The following is a 16,237-nucleotide window of genomic DNA, read 5'->3' on the forward strand; positions in this document are numbered from 1 at the left end:
AGTCCCCCCGACATCATCCTCCCCCGGACTCGCGTCCTGATCTGACTGCACACCCGACATGAATATGGCTCATGTTGTGATGAAATTAACTCTCTTTCACTCCCTCAACAACTCTGGCATAAAGAATGCTTAATTAACTTATTGGCAACATGAAAACCACTCGACGATAAAACAAAGTCATTTAATATCAAAATATTAACAATGGTTTTCATCTCAGGCAGCAGGGAAAAGAGCGCGATGACGAAACATTTTACATTTACGATTAAGAGCAGTCGCTTTGATGAGCACTATAACCCTTCCGAAAGCACGCGTATTACGACCAATTTTGCGAATTTGGCCAGAGGAGAGCGTCGTCAGGAGAACTTACGCAACACCTTAGTGATGATCGATAATCGCTTCAATACGCTGGCGCATTGGGATAACCCCAAAGGCGATCGTTATGCTATCGAGCTTGAAATCATTTCTGTTGACCTGCATCTTGCCAATAATGACGGCACCTTTCCGGCAATTGAAATATTAAAAACCAATATTCTCGATAAAAAAACCAACCTGCGTATCGAAGGGATTGTCGGCAATAACTTCTCTTCTTATGTACGAGATTATGATTTTAGTGTGTTGTTGTTAGAGCATAACAAGCAGCATGCCGAATTTAGCGTCCCAGATAATTTTGGCGTTTTGCATGGCAATATATTTAAACATTTTGTGAACTCACAAGAATATAAAGATAACTTTAGCAAGGCACCGGTAATATGCTTGAGTGTTTCCAGTAAAGATACCTATCATCGCACGGGGAATCAGCATCCGGTCTTGGGCATAGAATACCAGCCCAACGGTTCTTCTTTGACCGAACAATATTTCGCAAAAATGGGCTTACAGGTTCGCTATTTTATGCCGCAACATAGCGTTGCGCCTTTGGCATTTTATTTTTCGGGCGACTTACTGAGTGATTACACCGATCTTGAGCTAATCAGTACCATCAGCACGATGGAGACATTCCAGAAAATTTACCGCCCTGAGATTTACAATGCTAATTCCGCCGCCGGGCAATACTATCAACCCGATTTAAATCATCAGGATCATTCATTAACAAAGATTGTGTATGACCGGGAAGAGCGCAGCCAGTTGGCAATTAAACAAGGGAAATTTGCCGAAGAGCACTTCATCAAACCGTACCAGCCTATTCTTGAACAATGGTTTGCCCATTACGCGCGTTGATTCACTTAAAATAATAAGGTCATCTGCTATGAAAACATTGCTACCCACCTCGACTGCGGGCAGTTTACCCAAACCCTCCTGGCTCGCCGAGCCGGAGAAACTGTGGTCTCCCTGGAAATTACAAAACGAAGAATTAATTGAAGGGAAAAAAGACGCCTTAAGTTTGTCGCTGTTTGATCAACTGCGCGCAGGGATTGATATTGTCAGCGATGGCGAACAAACGCGCCAACATTTTGTCACCACCTTTATTGAGCACCTCAGCGGCGTCGATTTTGAGAAGCGTGAAGTGGTTAAAATTCGTAATCGCTATGACGCAAGCGTACCGACCGTGGTCGGTGCCGTAGCGCGTCAACAACCGGTGTTTGTGGAAGATGCCAAATTCTTGCGTCAACTGACGAAGCAACCGATTAAATGGGCGTTGCCGGGGCCGATGACGATGATTGATACACTCTATGATAATCACTACAAAAGCCGCGAAAAGCTCGCCTGGGAATTCGCCAAAATACTCAATCAGGAAGCGAGAGAATTAGAGGCCGCGGGTGTCGATATTATTCAGTTTGATGAACCCGCATTTAATGTTTTCTTTGATGAGGTGAATGACTGGGGGATTGCCGCGTTAGAAAAAGCCACCGAAGGGCTTAACTGTGAAACGGCTGTACATATTTGCTATGGCTATGGCATTAAGGCCAATACCGACTGGAAAAAAACGCTGGGGTCAGAATGGCGGCAATATGAAGAAGCCTTTCCGAAACTGCAAACCTCGACTATCGATATCATTTCACTGGAATGCCATAACTCACGGGTGCCGATGGATCTGCTCGAACTGATTCGCGGCAAAAAAGTCATGGTAGGGGCCATTGATGTGGCAACCAATATCATTGAAACCCCCGAAGACGTCGCCAATACGCTACGAAAAGCACTACAGTTTGTCGATGCCGATAAACTCTATCCGTCTACCAACTGTGGTATGGCACCGTTATCTCGTCGCGTCGCCACCGGCAAACTCAACGCATTAAGCGCAGGCGCAGATATCGTGCGCAGAGAGCTTCTGGCGAAATAACGCCGCTGCACTGTCGGTGATGAAAAACTCAGTCCGTGTCAGGTTATCCGGCCCATCGCCAAATAACCTGAACCACCAACCGGACTGAGTCATATTGCTCATGACAAGATTACGGATGAAAAGCGGCGGATTGATATAATGCCGTCACCCCGATTTTTTTAGACCATACCATTATTGCCATGGCGCAAAAACGCTGGCCGCTGATTCAAACGCATAAACCACGCATCAATGGCAGGCACGTCGGGGTGGGCAAACGGTGTCATTTTCCAGCGATTCACCGACAGCCCAAGCACCACATCGGCGAGCGTAAACGTCTCACCTGCCGCCCATGCCCCGGTGCGCTGGAGCTGTTGCTCCAGAATCCCCACACAGTGGTTCCACGCCTTAATCCCCTCGGCAATCGCATTCTGGTCGTTATAGGCCGGGTTCTGGCGCGCCAAAGCCGGGAACACATAACGCCAGGCGTTGTTAAATTCGGTCGCCTGCCAGTCCATCCAGTGCTCGACGTTAGCGCACGCCTGCGGTTCGCGGGGAAGCAGGTCATCGCGCCCGGCTTTACGCACCAGATAGCGACAAATTGAATTGGATTCCCACAACACGAATTCATCGTCAATCAACACCGGCACCATGGCGTTCGGGTTCATGGCACGAAAAGCATCAGTTTGCGTCGAGGCAAATCCGCTACCGTAATCCTCCTGCACATAATCCAGCCCCGCCTCTTCGCACGTCCAGAGCACTTTGCGCACATTGATTGACGTCTTTTTTCCCAGTATTTTCAGCATGATTAGAATGCCCTTCCGCGTGATCCATCGTTCAAAAACACTACACCAGTCTTATGCCCTCTTGCTACCGGCCAGTAAAAAGCCAGCCCGGAGCGAGATAAATCACTCAGGGTTTATCTGTTAGGTATAACATCTGGCAGCAGGAAAACCGCTACTCCTTCAACCCTGGCAAAGGATAAAAATGATTAAATTGACCGGTCGTTTGGTATGCAGCAGCGTGGAAGAGGCGGCACGGGTTCGTCAGTATCTTCCTGAACATCAGCGTCTGACAAAAGAGGAAACGGGGTGTCTTTCGTTTGAGGTCACTGAAACAACGAACCCGCTAATCTGGAAAGTTGAGGAGCTATTCACAGACCAGGCAACGTTTGACGCTCATCAGCAAAGAACCCGAGCTTCAGTATGGGGAACCGAAACCCGCGCTATCGCCCGAGAGTATGAAATCGTTGAGGTTAACTGACTTTACGACTTACGGTTTCCATTGTGGCTATGTGAGCAGGAAAGGCAAGCCGCGATGCCATGGTCGCTGGCGTGCCGTTCTCTGTGCGGGTGAGGCGTCGTTGCTGGCCCGCTGTTACGTGCGAAAGACGGACGACGGCGACGCCTCTCTTTCTGTTCCAGATAGGGGATATATTGTAAAATTACCTCTTTATAAATCACAGGTGGCACCGGCAATGGCTTTTATCCCAAAAAACTACTCGCGGCTGGAAAGCGGTTATCGTGAGAAAGCACTAAAAATCTACCCATGGGTGTGTGGGCGCTGCTCACGGGAGTTTGTTTATTCAAACTTACGTGAATTAACGGTTCACCATATCGATCACGACCATACCAATAACCCGGAAGATGGCAGCAACTGGGAGTTGTTGTGTCTGTATTGCCATGACCACGAACACTCGAAGTACACGGAAGCCGAGCAGTACGGCACAACCGTTGTGGCGGGGGAAGACGCGCAAAAGGATGTGGGTGTAGCAACCTATAATCCCTTTGCCGACCTTAAGTCGATGCTTAATAAGAAGAAATAAGGCCAGCAACATCCGGGCTGTTGGCTAAGTCGCGCAGACACTAAGGCAGGACTGATACCAGCGAATAGCGAATAGCGAAAGCTATCCCACGGATCATGCGTTGTTCGACAGCGCGCTAAAATTGCATGGTTCGAATTATCGAAACTCGCAGCTTTCAAGTGCCGCAACGATTGTGGCTTCCATTTTCTCCGGGGTGGTGAACGGCGCAAACCGCTTCAGTGGTTTACCGTCGCGACCGATCAGGAACTTCGTGAAGTTCCACTTGATTCGCCCACCCAGCACGCCGGGCAATTCGTGTTTCAGATAACGGAACACCGGGTGCGCGGCGGTGCCGTTGACCTCGATTTTCTCGAACATCGGGAAGCTCACACCATAGTTAATGTGGCAGGTCTGCGCGATGTCATCGGCGTTGCCGGGCTCCTGTTTACCGAACTGGTTGCAGGGGAAACCCAGCACCACCAGTCCCTGTGCGGCGTATTTCTGGTAGAGCGCTTCAAGGCCGCCGTATTGTGGCGTGAAACCGCAATGGCTGGCGGTATTAACGACCAGAACCACCTTACCTGCATAGTCGGCCATAGCGATAGGCTGTCCACCCAGGCTGGTGGCTGTGAGTTGATAAAAAGGTGTCATCTCGGAATCCTTAAAGCAGAGCCAGTTCGACATTGCGATTGTCATTACGATTGCCATTGCCACGTCGCGCATTACTGCCGGGGCACAGGCCATGGGCCGTGAAGAATCGATCCTGTTTCTGATGGCGTGGCAGCGCTGAAATCGCGTGTGCTACATCTTTGCAAAGTCGAACGAAAAGAACAACCGACAGGCAACCTCTGCCCTGCTCTCCCCGATCAACACACGATGCCGTTCATGATCTGCGTTTAGGGACGAAACCCAATATCGCGCCCCCCTTAGACTGTTATAAGTGAACAGCAGGCGTTCAACATCGTTCTCTCAGTCGGTGGCGGAATTACTCACATTGCCGTGTTTTAATCAATGGGGAACTGGTCACGGTTGCCCAGTGAATATCTTCAGACGGCGAGAATGGCAGAATGCTGACGCAGATGGTTTTGGAAAAGTGCCGCATACTCTGGTGATACAGCGGCTTTTACGCTTTCCCTTTCCGCAAGTGCCGCTTTCCAGGCGCAAGTACGCGCAAGCCCGGCAAAAATCGCCTCAGTGACTGATGTATCGATGAGGGAGAAGTAGCGGAAAATAGGCGCGTAGACCGCATCAACCATACTGAATCGGGCACCAGAAAAATAAGGCCCTACGCTTAATTCAGATTCAATACGTTCAAGCTGCGCACGGAACAGCGCGCGTTTACTGGCTGCGATGGCTTTATCCGTCGCATTTAAAAATTGCCATGCATTGCCAAGCATTGAGGTAGAGAACTCAATCCATGCGCGCTGCCTGGCTCTTTCTAATGCATTGTCCGCATACATCGAATCACCGCCTTGCGTTTCATTAAGGTACTCGCAAATCACCATGCTCTCGAAAATAATGGCATCGTCGCCGTTGGCCTGACGCACGTTAAGCAGCGGCACCTTGCCCGTGGGTGACAGAGCAAGAAACCAGTCAGGCTTCGCCGATAGGTCTACATTTATGCGCTCAAATGGCACATTTTTTTCGAGAAGAACGATCGCTGAACGCTGCACAAAGGGGCACAGTGGGTGGCTAATCAGTGTCAGGTCATGAGTAAACATCTCAAACTCCAGATAAAATGATAGCCCGCCGCCATAAACGGTGGCGGGTTTGGTGAACGGTAAAGCTTATTTTGGTGGCTTAGATGGAAACGCCGCCGTCGATGATGATTTCTGAACCCACAGTCCAGGCAGACTCATCAGATGCGAAGTAAAGTACCGCTTGCGCGACTTCTTGTGGCTTACCAAAACGACCGGCAGGGATGGTTGCAACGATATCTTTCATCACTTGATCGTTATATTCCACTGGAATCCCCGCCTTATCGTAAAGCGGTGTGTCAACCGGGCCTGGGCTCACTGCGTTGATACGAATGCCACGAGCAAGTAACTCGTTAGAAAGTGTTTTTGACATGTTCAGCAATGCCGCTTTGGTTGAGCCATAAACAGAAGAATTCGCTGGCCCCGTGTGCGCATTTACAGAGGTATTAAAGACCACGGATGCCGGGCTTGCGAACACCGGCAGCAGTGCCTGCATCAGGAAGTAAGGGCCTTTAACGTTGATATTATAAATACGGTCGAACATCTCTTCCGTCCACACCTCGATAGGCATATACATGGATATACCCGCATTCAGGAAAGCGATATCCAGTTCCCCAAAGTGCTGTTTAACCGTTTGTGCCAGCGCTTTCTGTGCATTCACATCCGCAGAGTCGGCGCGCACGACTAACACCGCATCACCCAGCTCTGCTTTCGCTTTTTCGATAGAATCAGGGTTAACACCGGTAACAATGACGCGGGCACCTTCCGCCACAAACAGCTTCGCTGTTTCAAGACCAATACCACTGGTTCCACCCGTAATCAGTGCGCGTTTACCTTGTAATCTGGACATCTAAAAATCTCCTGTGAGTTTTAACAATCGATCGGCGCGTGGCCGATGTGGTAGCCACTGTATGCTCATGCCCAAAAAGTGATAAGATTGTATTTTTAGATATGTTCCATGCATTTAAAGCATGAATAGGTTTCAGGATGGATAGATTACTTTTGATGACATGCTTTGTCCGTACCGCTGAAACCGGCAGTTTTTCCGCCGCTGGCAGGGATTTAGGCTTAGGGCAGCCGAACGTGAGTCGTCATGTTGCAACCCTCGAAGAGCATTTGCAGACCCGATTACTCCACCGATCAACGCGCAAACTTTCCCTGACGCCTGAAGGAGAACGTTATTATCTGGAAGCAAGACGTATTCTGGAAGCCGTTGAAGAGTCAGAGTCTTCTTTCAGAGAAAATGTTACCCCCACAGGGCTATTACGCGTTGCTTGCCCCACCGCATTGGCTCACACATTCTTAGTCCCGCACATCCCGGATTTTTTAGAACGCTACCCAGAGCTAACACTCGAGCTACAGATTAATGACCGCTATATCAATCTCGTTGACGAAGCGGTTGAACTGGCAATCCGCATTGGACACCTGGAAGACAGTGCGATGCGTGCCCGCAGGCTTGGCATGTATGAGCGAGTCTGTGTTGCCAGTAACAAATACTTAGCTAAACACGGAACCCCGACGACCCCAGAGGATTTAAAAAAACATGACTGCTTGATCTATACCTTGCTGACAACAGGAGCTACCTGGCGATTTCAGGATATCAGTATCCCTGTTTCTGGTCGGCTCAGGGTCAATTCACCCGAAGCCGTACAGAAATTTGTCAATGCCGGGGTTGGGGTCGCACAGGGCCCAGCATGGTTGTTCGAGGAGGGGCTGGCAAAGGGCAACTTACAATTATTACTGACGGATTACACCGCACCACCCGTTCCCATTCAGGCCGTTTATGTTGCTAATCGACTGTTACCCAAACGGGCAATGGTCTTCATGGATTTTGTGGCTGACATTTTTGAAAAAAATCCCACCTTCAACGTTTACAACTCCATGAAATAAGCCTGAGATAACGAACGATAGCGATTGATAAAATAGCCTGTTACCCCAACGATAGCGCGTGATAAAAAAAGCCCCCGACCATCAGGCCAGGAGCTTTTCCATACCAACACTCACATTACCAACACTCACATCAGAATGCGGCGGCAAAAATACTGACGATTTCTGCGTGGGTAGCCTGTTTCGGGTTGGTCAACCCGCAGGCGTCTTTCAATGCGTTATCGGCCAGGATGTTGAAGTCTTCTTCTTTCACACCCAGGTCTTTCAGCCCGGCGGGAATACCGACATCGCTCGCCAGTTGGCTGATGGCCTGAATCGCCGCTTCCGCTGCCTGCGAGTCGTTCAGACCGGCAACATCCACACCCAGTGCGACGGCTACGTCTTTCAGGCGCTTGGCTGCAACGGTAGCGTTATAACGTTCAACGTGCGGCAGCAGCACGGCGTTGCATACCCCGTGCGGCAGGTTGTAGAAACCGCCCAACTGGTGCGCCATCGCATGCACATACCCCAGCGAGGCGTTATTAAACGCCATGCCCGCCATGAACTGGGCATAGGCCATTTGCTCACGCGCCACCATGTTTTTACCGTCGGTAACGGCATCGCGCAGATGGTCACGAATCAGTTCAATCGCTTTAATCGCCACGGCATCGGTAATCGGGTTAGCGGCGGTTGACACATAGGCTTCAATGGCGTGCGTCAGCGCATCCATGCCGGTCGCAGCCGTCAGAGAGGCTGGCATACCGACCATCAGCGCCGGGTCGTTAACCGACATCACCGGTGTGACGTTTTTATCCACGATCGCCATTTTCACGTGGCGTGCTTCATCAGTGATGATGCAAAAACGGGTCATCTCCGATGCGGTGCCAGCGGTGGTGTTGATACCAATGAGCGGTAACTGCGGTTTAGCAGAAACATCAACGCCTTCATAATCAGCAATTTGACCGCCATTGGTAGCCAGCAGTGCGATCCCTTTGGCACAGTCGTGCGAGGAGCCCCCGCCCAGCGAGACGATACAATCGCTGTTGTTTGCTTTCAGTATGGCAAGCCCGGCGTCCACATTGGCGACGGTCGGGTTAGGCTGGACACCATCATAAATGGCGCTATCTATCTGGTATTTAGCCAGTAATGTCTGGACGGAGGCGGCAACCCCAATTTTATTCAAGACGCCATCCGTGACGATCAATGCATGTTTAAAACCCTGTAACTGAATTTGCCGGGCGGCTTCTTCTAACGCCCCTTCACCCATCAGGTTTAATGCCGGAATATAAAATACGCTGCTCATTGTTCACCATCCCTCTATCACAGAGTGTTAACCTGAGGCCATCCTAGCATTGACATTTTCGGGCGAAATTGACCAAAAGCAAACTTCTCTTACTCTGTGGCTGCGGTTGCTAAACCGTTTTTGTTGCTATACATCAATCAGTATAAAAAAGTATGAGCAAAGATAAGTGAATGTGTCATTTCTCTGTCATTTCAGGTGGAAAGTGTGAGGATTTTCACATTAAGCGGGGTGGACGGCGGGGAACACAATAATCACCCCAGCCACCGGCGCCAATGGACCTGAGTGGTGACTGGGGTAGCATTATTCATGACGATGAGTTCGTGGCGATTAGCGACGATTTCTCACCAGTTGATAACGGCGGGTCAGGTATTCAACCGGCGCGCTCCAGATATGCACCAGACGGCAGAATGGGAACAGCAGGAACAGCGTCATGCCCAACACCAGATGCACGCGAAACACAAAGGCCACATCGTCCAGATAGGCGGATGCGCCGCCCCGGAATGTCACCACCGCTTGCGCCCAGTTGACCAGCTTCATCATTTCGCTGCCGTCCATATGCTGGGCAGAGAACGGGATGGTCAACAGCCCTAACGCTGCCTGAATCACCAGCAAGGTCAAAATCAAGATGTCGCCGGTGCTGGACGTGGCGCGAACGCGCGGATTGGTCAAACGCCGTTTTAGCAACAACGCCCCACCAACCAGCGTTAACACGCCGCAGGTGCCGCCGCCTAACATCGCCATCTTCTGTTTCACCTCCAACGGCAAAAACGACTCGTACATCCAGTGCGGCGTCATCATGCCGAGAAAGTGGCCGCCCAGCACGCCGAGAATGCCCAGATGAAACAGGTTTGACGCCAGTCGCATGCCTTTCTTATCGAGCATCTGACTGGAACCGGCGCGCCAGCTGTACTGACCGTAGTCATAACGCAGCCAACTGCCTACCAGAAAAACCGCACCGGCAATGTAAGGGTAGATATCGAATAAAAACAGATTGAGGTAATGCATCAGCACTCTCCTTTGACCGGTGACGCGTCAAGGTTCAGATAATGTGGTGTCGCGGCGTCGGCAAACCGACGCTGATGGCGCGTCTGCTGCGCGGGCGCGCAACCGGCATCAGCCAGAAAACGCACCTGCTCCTCTTCCCACACGGCATCCAGCGCCTGCGGCGTATCGTCGCGGGTTTCTTGCGCCACTTTCACCGCCACCGCCTCGTTTGATGGCGCGCAGGCAGCCAGCGTCAGCAGCAACTCCAGCAATAGCGCATAGTCACTGTCGCGCTGGCGCAGGCGTTCGGCCAGCAGCGTCAGGATTGGCGCGATATCACGCAACCCATCACACGCCGCCTGCGGCTCACGCAGCGTCAAATACTCCAGATACAGCGGCAGGAAGTCCGGCAGTTCGCGGCAATCCAACTCCAGCCCAACCTCACGGTACTGCGCCAGCAAGTCCACCATCGCCTGACCACGGTCGCGCGACTCACCGTGGACGTGTTCAAATAGCAGCAACGACAGCGCACGACCGCGATCAAACAGCTCGCTGTAGCGCGCCTGCCTATTCAGCAGGTCGCCCTGATAAAAGTCGCCGATGAATTGCAGCAACTGCGCACTTTGGCGCAGCGGCAGCTCGTCGGCCTGCTCCAGCGCGTCCAGCATCTCCTGACGCTGTTGCCACAGTTCCGCATCCGGGTACTCCAGCAGCCGGGCGATAACGCGAAGACTGATCATGACTTGTTCTCCCGCATGCGCCGCTCACCCATGGTCTGGGTTTTGCTGGTGACGTCGATGGCGTCGATACGGCGGCTGTTGAACAGGTTGAACGAGGAATCGCTGCCGTGGCAGCCATCGCCGAAGCTAAAGCCACAGCCATGCGCTTCCGGGAAGGCCTCACGCGCCAGTTCACGGTGGCTGGACGGCACCACGAAGCGATCTTCATAGTTGGCGATCGCCAGATAGCGGTACATCTCCTCAGCCTGAGACTGCGTCAGCCCCACTTGCTCCAGCGCACTGATATCGGTTATCTGCTCGACAGTCTGCGCCCGTTTGTAATGACGCATCGCCAGCATGCGCCGCAACGCGCGCAGCACCGGGCGGGTGTCGCCCGCCGTCAGCAGGTTGGCCAGATACTGCACCGGAATACGCAGGCTCTCGACGTCCGGCAGCACGCCGCTGTGCGCCAGATTGCCCGCATCGGCCGCTGACTGAATCGGTGACAACGGCGGCACGTACCATACCATCGGCAGTGTGCGGTATTCCGGGTGCAGCGGCAGCGCCAGTTGCCATTCCACCGCCAGTTTGTACACCGGCGACTGCTGTGCGGCTTCAATCACACTGAGCGCAATACCATCACGCTGCGCCTGTGCAATCACCTCGGGGTCATGCGGGTCGAGGAAAATGTCTAACTGGCGGCCATACAGGTCGGTTTCACTCTCTGTGGAGGCCGCCTGTTCAATGCGGTCGGCATCGTAGAGCAGCACGCCCAGATAACGGATACGGCCCACGCAGGTTTCCGAGCACAGCGTCGGCATACCGGATTCGATGCGCGGATAGCAGAAAATACATTTTTCCGATTTGCCGCTCTTCCAGTTGAAGTAGATTTTCTTGTACGGGCAACCGGTCAGGCACATACGCCAGCCACGGCATTTATCCTGGTCGATCAGCACAATGCCGTCTTCCGAGCGCTTGTAAATCGCCCCGCTCGGGCAGGTGGCGACACACGCCGGGTTAAGGCAGTGTTCGCACAGGCGCGGCAGGTACATCATGAAGGTGTTTTCGAACTCGCCGTACATGGCTTTTTGCATGTCGTCGAAGTTCTTGTCCTGCGAGCGTTTGCTGAACTCGCCGCCCAGATCGTCTTCCCAGTTCGGGCCGTTTTCGATCTTCTCCATGCGCTGGCCCGTCACCAGCGAGCGCGGGCGCGCCACCGGCTGATGCCGGCTTTCACCGGCGCGTTGCAGGTGCGCGTAGTCGTAGTCAAACGGCTCGTAGTAGTCATCCAGCGCGGGCACATCCGGGTTGGCGAAAATCTTCGACAACACGCCGATGCGGTTGCCCATACGCGGCACCAGCCGACCGTTGATCTTACGGATCCAGCCGCCCTTCCATTTGTCCTGATCTTCCCAGGCATGCGGGTAGCCGGTGCCCGGTTTGGTTTCCACGTTGTTAAACCAGGCGTACTCCACCCCTTCACGGCTGGTCCAGACGTTTTTACAGGTCACTGAACAGGTATGACAGCCAATGCATTTATCCAGATTCAGCACCATGCCGACTTGTGAACGAATTTTCATCAGGCTTTCTCCTGCAGATGAGGTTGCACATGGGAAGACAGGTCGTCATGGCTGTCCTCATCCAGCCAGTCGATGCGGTTCATTTTGCGAACCACCACAAACTCATCGCGGTTAGAACCGACGGTGCCGTAATAGTTAAAGCCGTAAGCCAGTTGAGCGTAACCGCCAATCATATGGGTCGGTTTCGGGCAAACGCGCGTCACCGAGTTATGGATACCACCGCGCTGGCCGGTAATTTCCGAGCCCGGCAGGTTTACCAAGCGCTCCTGCGCGTGGTACATCATGGTCATCCCGGCGGGAATACGCTGGCTCACCACCGCACGTGCCGTCAGCGCACCATTGGCGTTGAACACTTCCACCCAGTCGTTGTCAGCAATATTCAGCTCGCGGGCATCGTCCTCACTCAGCCAGACAATCGGGCCACCGCGCCCAAGCGTCAGCATCAGCAAGTTTTCGCTATAGGTGGAGTGAATCCCCCACTTCTGATGGGGCGTCAGGAAGTTGAGCGCTTTTTCCGGGTTGCCGTTGGGCTTTTTGTTCAGCAACGGCTGTGCCGCGCGGGTATCCACCGGCGGGCGGTACACCAGCAGGCTTTCGCCGAAGGCGCGCATCCATTCGTGGTCTTGATACAACTGCTGACGGCCAGAAATCGTGCGCCACGGGATCAGCTCATGCACGTTGGTGTAGCAGGCGTTGTAAGAGACATGCTCATCTTCAAGGCCAGACCAGGTCGGGCTGGAGATAATTTTGCGCGGCTGCGCCTGAATATCGCGGAAGCGGATTTTCTCGTCTTCTTTCGGGTGCGCCAGATGGGTGTGATCGCGCCCGGTGACTTTACTCAACGCATCCCAGGCCTTCACCGCTACCTGGCCGTTGGTTTCCGGCGCCAGCGACAAAATCACCTCGGCGGCATCGATGGCGCTGTCGATTCTTGGGCGACCGGCTGCCGCGCCCTCTTCCTGCACGCGGTTCAGGCGTTTGAGGAAATCCACTTCGTTTTGGGTATTCCAGCTAATGCCTTTACCGCCGTTGCCGAGTTTATCCAGCAACGGGCCAAGTGAGGTAAAGCGGGCATACAGGTTCGGGTAGTCGCGCTCCACCACCATAATGTGCGGCGCGGTTTTCCCCGGAATCAGGTCACACTCGCCTTTTTTCCAGTCTTTCACGCCCAGCGGCTGCGCCAGTTCGGCGGCGGAGTCGTGCTGGATGGGCAGTGTCACCACATCGGTTTCGACCCCAAGGTGGCCCTGACACACGCGGGAGAAGGTTTTCGCCAGCCCTTTATAGATTTCCCAGTCGGTTTTCGACTCCCAGGCCGGGTCAACCGCTGCCGACAACGGATGAATGAACGGATGCATGTCCGAGGTGTTCATGTCGTCTTTTTCATACCAGGTAGCGGTCGGCAACACGATGTCGGAATAGAGACAGGTGCTGGACATACGGAAATCCAGCGTCACCACCAGATCCAGCTTGCCTTCACCACCTTGCGCCCGCCATTCCACTTCTTCCGGCGTTACGGCACCCTGCTCGCCTAAATCCTGCCCCTGGATACCGTGTTCGGTGCCCAGCAGGTACTTAAGCATGTATTCATGGCCTTTACCGGAAGAACCCAGCAGGTTGGAGCGCCAGATAAACAGGTTACGCGGAAAGTTTTGCGGGTTGTCCGGTTGTTCGGCAGCAAAACGCAGGCGACCGGTTTTCAGCTCCGCCACGGTAAAATCCTGCGGCGACATGCCAACGGCGGCAGCCTGCCCGGCGATATGCAGCGGGTTGGCCCCCAGTTGCGGCGCAGACGGCAGCCAGCCCATACGCTCGGCGCGCACGTTAAAGTCAATCAGGCTGCCGCTAAAACGTGACGAGTCCGCCAGCGGTGACAAAAATTCCTGCGGCGCGACGGTTTCATAACGCCATTGGCTGGAGTGGTTATAGAAAAACGAGGTGCTGTTCATGTGGCGCGGCGGACGCTGCCAGTCCAGCCCGAACGCTAGCGGCAACCAGCCGGTTTGCGGGCGCAGTTTCTCCTGGCCAACATAGTGCGCCCAGCCGCCACCGCTCTGCCCGACACAGCCGCAGAAGATCAGCATATTGATGATGCCACGGTAGTTCATGTCGAGGTGATACCAGTGGTTCATCCCGGCACCGACGATGATCATCGACCGGCCATGGGTTTTGTCGGCGTTGTCGGCAAATTCGCGCGCAATACGAATAATGTTCTGCCGTGACACACCGGTTATTTGCTCGGCCCACGCCGGGGTATAGGCTTTCACCTGATCGTAATCGCTGGCGCATTGTTCGTCGTTCAGGCCGCGATCCACACCGTAGTTGGCGAGTGTCAGGTCAAAAACGCTGGTGACTAACCCTTGCTGCCCATCGGCCAGCGTCAGGTGTTTCACCGGCAACTGATGCAGCAGCACCTCATCGAGTGCGACGCTGGCAAAATGTTCACTGGCCGCCCCGCCAAAATAGGGGAAGCCGACGGATACCACCTCGTCATGGTGGCCCAGCAAGCTCAGTTGCAGGTTCACTTCGCGCTGGCTTCCGCCTTCACGCGCTTCCAGGTTCCATTTACCCTGTTCGCCCCAGCGATAACCGATAGAACCCTGCGGTGCCACCAGCTCGCCGGTGGTTTCATCAATGGCGATGGTTTTCCATTCCGGGTTGTTTTCCTCGCCCAGATTGCCCACCAGGTCAGCGGCGCGCAGTAAACGTCCGGCGGCATAGCTGCCATCGGCACGCGGCTCCAGCAGCACCAGCATCGGCATGTCGGTATAGCGGCGCACGTAATCGGTAAAATACTGACGCGGCTGCCTGAGATGGAACTCGTTGAGGATAACGTGGCCCATCGCCAGCGCCAGCGCGCTGTCGGTGCCCTGTTTCGGGTTCAGCCACTGATCGCACAGTTTGGCGATTTCGGCGTAATCCGGGGTAATGGCGACGGTTTTGGTGCCTTTGTAGCGCACTTCAGCAAAGAAATGCGCATCAGGAGTACGGGTCTGCGGGACGTTGGAGCCCCAGGCAATAATATACGATGAGTTATACCAGTCGGCCGATTCCGGCACGTCGGTTTGCTCGCCCCAGGTTTGCGGTGAGGCGGGCGGCAGGTCGCAATACCAGTCGTAAAAGCTCAGGCACACCCCGCCCATCAGCGACAGGTAACGGGCACCGGCGGCGTAAGACACCATCGACATCGCCGGGATCGGTGAAAAGCCTATCACGCGGTCTGGGCCGAACGTTTTCGCGGTATAGACGTTAGCAGCAGCAATCAGCTCATTCACTTCCTGCCAGTCGGCACGCACAAAACCACCGCGACCACGGACTTGCTTGTATTCTTTCGTTTTATTGGCATCACCGACGATAGACGCCCAGGCATCGACCGGGTCGGCATGGTGCCGACGCGCTTCACGCCACAGTTTCATCAGGCGTTTACGCATCATCGGGTATTTCAGGCGATTGGCGCTGTAGAGATACCAGGAATAACTGGCACCGCGTGGGCAGCCGCGCGGTTCATGATTCGGCAGGTCGGGCCGGGTGCGCGGGTAATCGGTCTGCTGCGTCTCCCAAGTGACCAGCCCGTTTTTGACGTAAATCTTCCAGCTGCACGAACCGGTACAGTTGACGCCATGCGTCGAACGCACCACTTTGTCATGTTGCCAGCGGCTGCGGTAGCCGTCCTCCCAGTCACGATTGGTATTCAACGTCTGACCGTGATCGCCGGAAAACGGCTCGGCCACCTGTTTGAAATAACGTAACCGGTCAAGAAATTTGCTCATCCGGACTCTCCTGCTACGGAACCTGACGGCTCCTGTCGTTATAGAAGTACACGTGGGTATTGCTCACTACCGCGTAGGGTAGCCAGCGAGGAGCGGCCTGAACTTGACAGCGATCAAGCCCTCAGGGGCCGGCTTGTGGTGGGGGTGGCGAAAATACCACCAAAGAGGCATCAGGGAGAAAACACTTAATTAACTGATAAAAAAGGAAATTTTTAGGAATGAAATGATAAGGTCAGGTGACATTTGCTCATGGAGACTCTTTG

The 16,237-nt window shown here is 53.6% G+C and carries 14 protein-coding genes; 5 read left to right on the plus strand and 9 right to left on the minus strand.

The genetic code is table 11. The features are described 5' to 3' along the window. Positions 1-237 precede the first annotated feature (237 nt). Together O1Q98_RS03240 and O1Q98_RS03245 are read left to right on the plus strand one after the other, a co-directional pair. A complete protein-coding gene (locus tag O1Q98_RS03240; protein WP_125259243.1) occupies positions 238-1,215 on the plus strand; it encodes a DUF1852 domain-containing protein in 978 nt (325 codons plus the stop codon). Between the two features lie 28 nt (positions 1,216-1,243). Next, entirely contained in the window at positions 1,244-2,275 is a 1,032-nt protein-coding gene (locus tag O1Q98_RS03245) for a methionine synthase (RefSeq protein ID WP_125259242.1), read from the plus strand. Between the two features lie 158 nt (positions 2,276-2,433). Here O1Q98_RS03245 and O1Q98_RS03250 read toward each other — a convergent pair whose 3' ends face one another. Further along, on the minus strand, positions 2,434-3,057 hold the full coding sequence (locus tag O1Q98_RS03250; RefSeq protein ID WP_125259241.1) for a glutathione S-transferase family protein: 624 nt from the start codon (positions 3,055-3,057) through the stop codon (positions 2,434-2,436). A 181-nt stretch (positions 3,058-3,238) separates the two neighbouring features. Between O1Q98_RS03250 and O1Q98_RS03255 the strand changes: the two genes are divergently transcribed. After that, positions 3,239-3,514, plus strand: coding sequence for a putative quinol monooxygenase (locus tag O1Q98_RS03255; RefSeq protein WP_125259240.1), 276 nt, complete (start codon positions 3,239-3,241; stop codon positions 3,512-3,514). A gap of 214 nt (positions 3,515-3,728) precedes the next feature. Beyond that, positions 3,729-4,076 (plus strand): HNH nuclease YajD, encoded by a 348-nt coding sequence (yajD, locus tag O1Q98_RS03260; RefSeq protein ID WP_125259239.1) that lies wholly within the window; start codon positions 3,729-3,731, stop codon positions 4,074-4,076. A gap of 135 nt (positions 4,077-4,211) precedes the next feature. On the opposite strand, the gene O1Q98_RS03265 is transcribed toward yajD, so the two are convergent. From O1Q98_RS03265 to O1Q98_RS03275, 3 genes are all read right to left on the minus strand, one after another. Beyond that, positions 4,212-4,706 carry a glutathione peroxidase gene (locus tag O1Q98_RS03265; protein ID WP_125259238.1) on the minus strand — a complete coding sequence of 165 codons (495 nt, stop codon included), beginning with the start codon at positions 4,704-4,706 and terminating at the stop codon, positions 4,212-4,214. Positions 4,707-5,101: 395 nt separating this feature from the next. Continuing rightward, entirely contained in the window at positions 5,102-5,728 is a 627-nt protein-coding gene (locus O1Q98_RS03270; RefSeq protein WP_278142880.1) for a glutathione S-transferase family protein, read from the minus strand. Positions 5,729-5,855: 127 nt separating this feature from the next. Beyond that, positions 5,856-6,602: an SDR family oxidoreductase gene (locus O1Q98_RS03275; protein WP_125259236.1), complete on the minus strand. Its 747-nt coding sequence runs from the start codon at positions 6,600-6,602 to the stop codon at positions 5,856-5,858. 137 nt (positions 6,603-6,739) lie between these two features. Between O1Q98_RS03275 and O1Q98_RS03280 the strand changes: the two genes are divergently transcribed. Beyond that, positions 6,740-7,642: a LysR family transcriptional regulator gene (locus tag O1Q98_RS03280; protein WP_125259235.1), complete on the plus strand. Its 903-nt coding sequence runs from the start codon at positions 6,740-6,742 to the stop codon at positions 7,640-7,642. Between the two features lie 130 nt (positions 7,643-7,772). Here O1Q98_RS03280 and yiaY read toward each other — a convergent pair whose 3' ends face one another. The 5 genes from yiaY to O1Q98_RS03305 all read right to left on the minus strand — a co-directional run bounded on the left by yiaY (position 7,773) and on the right by O1Q98_RS03305 (position 15,974). After that, entirely contained in the window at positions 7,773-8,921 is a 1,149-nt protein-coding gene (gene yiaY / locus O1Q98_RS03285) for an L-threonine dehydrogenase (RefSeq protein ID WP_125259234.1), read from the minus strand. 327 nt (positions 8,922-9,248) lie between these two features. Beyond that, entirely contained in the window at positions 9,249-9,926 is a 678-nt protein-coding gene (narI, locus tag O1Q98_RS03290; protein WP_125259233.1) for a respiratory nitrate reductase subunit gamma, read from the minus strand. Further along, entirely contained in the window at positions 9,926-10,645 is a 720-nt protein-coding gene (narJ, locus tag O1Q98_RS03295) for a nitrate reductase molybdenum cofactor assembly chaperone (RefSeq protein WP_125259232.1), read from the minus strand. Before narJ ends, narI begins: the two co-directional genes overlap by 1 nt. Continuing rightward, positions 10,642-12,204: a nitrate reductase subunit beta gene (gene narH / locus O1Q98_RS03300; RefSeq protein ID WP_125259231.1), complete on the minus strand. Its 1,563-nt coding sequence runs from the start codon at positions 12,202-12,204 to the stop codon at positions 10,642-10,644. Before narH ends, narJ begins: the two co-directional genes overlap by 4 nt. Next, positions 12,204-15,974, minus strand: coding sequence for a nitrate reductase subunit alpha (locus O1Q98_RS03305; protein ID WP_125259230.1), 3,771 nt, complete (start codon positions 15,972-15,974; stop codon positions 12,204-12,206). Before O1Q98_RS03305 ends, narH begins: the two co-directional genes overlap by 1 nt. Positions 15,975-16,237 lie beyond the last annotated feature (263 nt).

The sequence above is a fragment of the Dickeya lacustris genome, assembly GCF_029635795.1.
In the GTDB taxonomy this organism is placed as follows: domain Bacteria; phylum Pseudomonadota; class Gammaproteobacteria; order Enterobacterales; family Enterobacteriaceae; genus Dickeya; species Dickeya lacustris.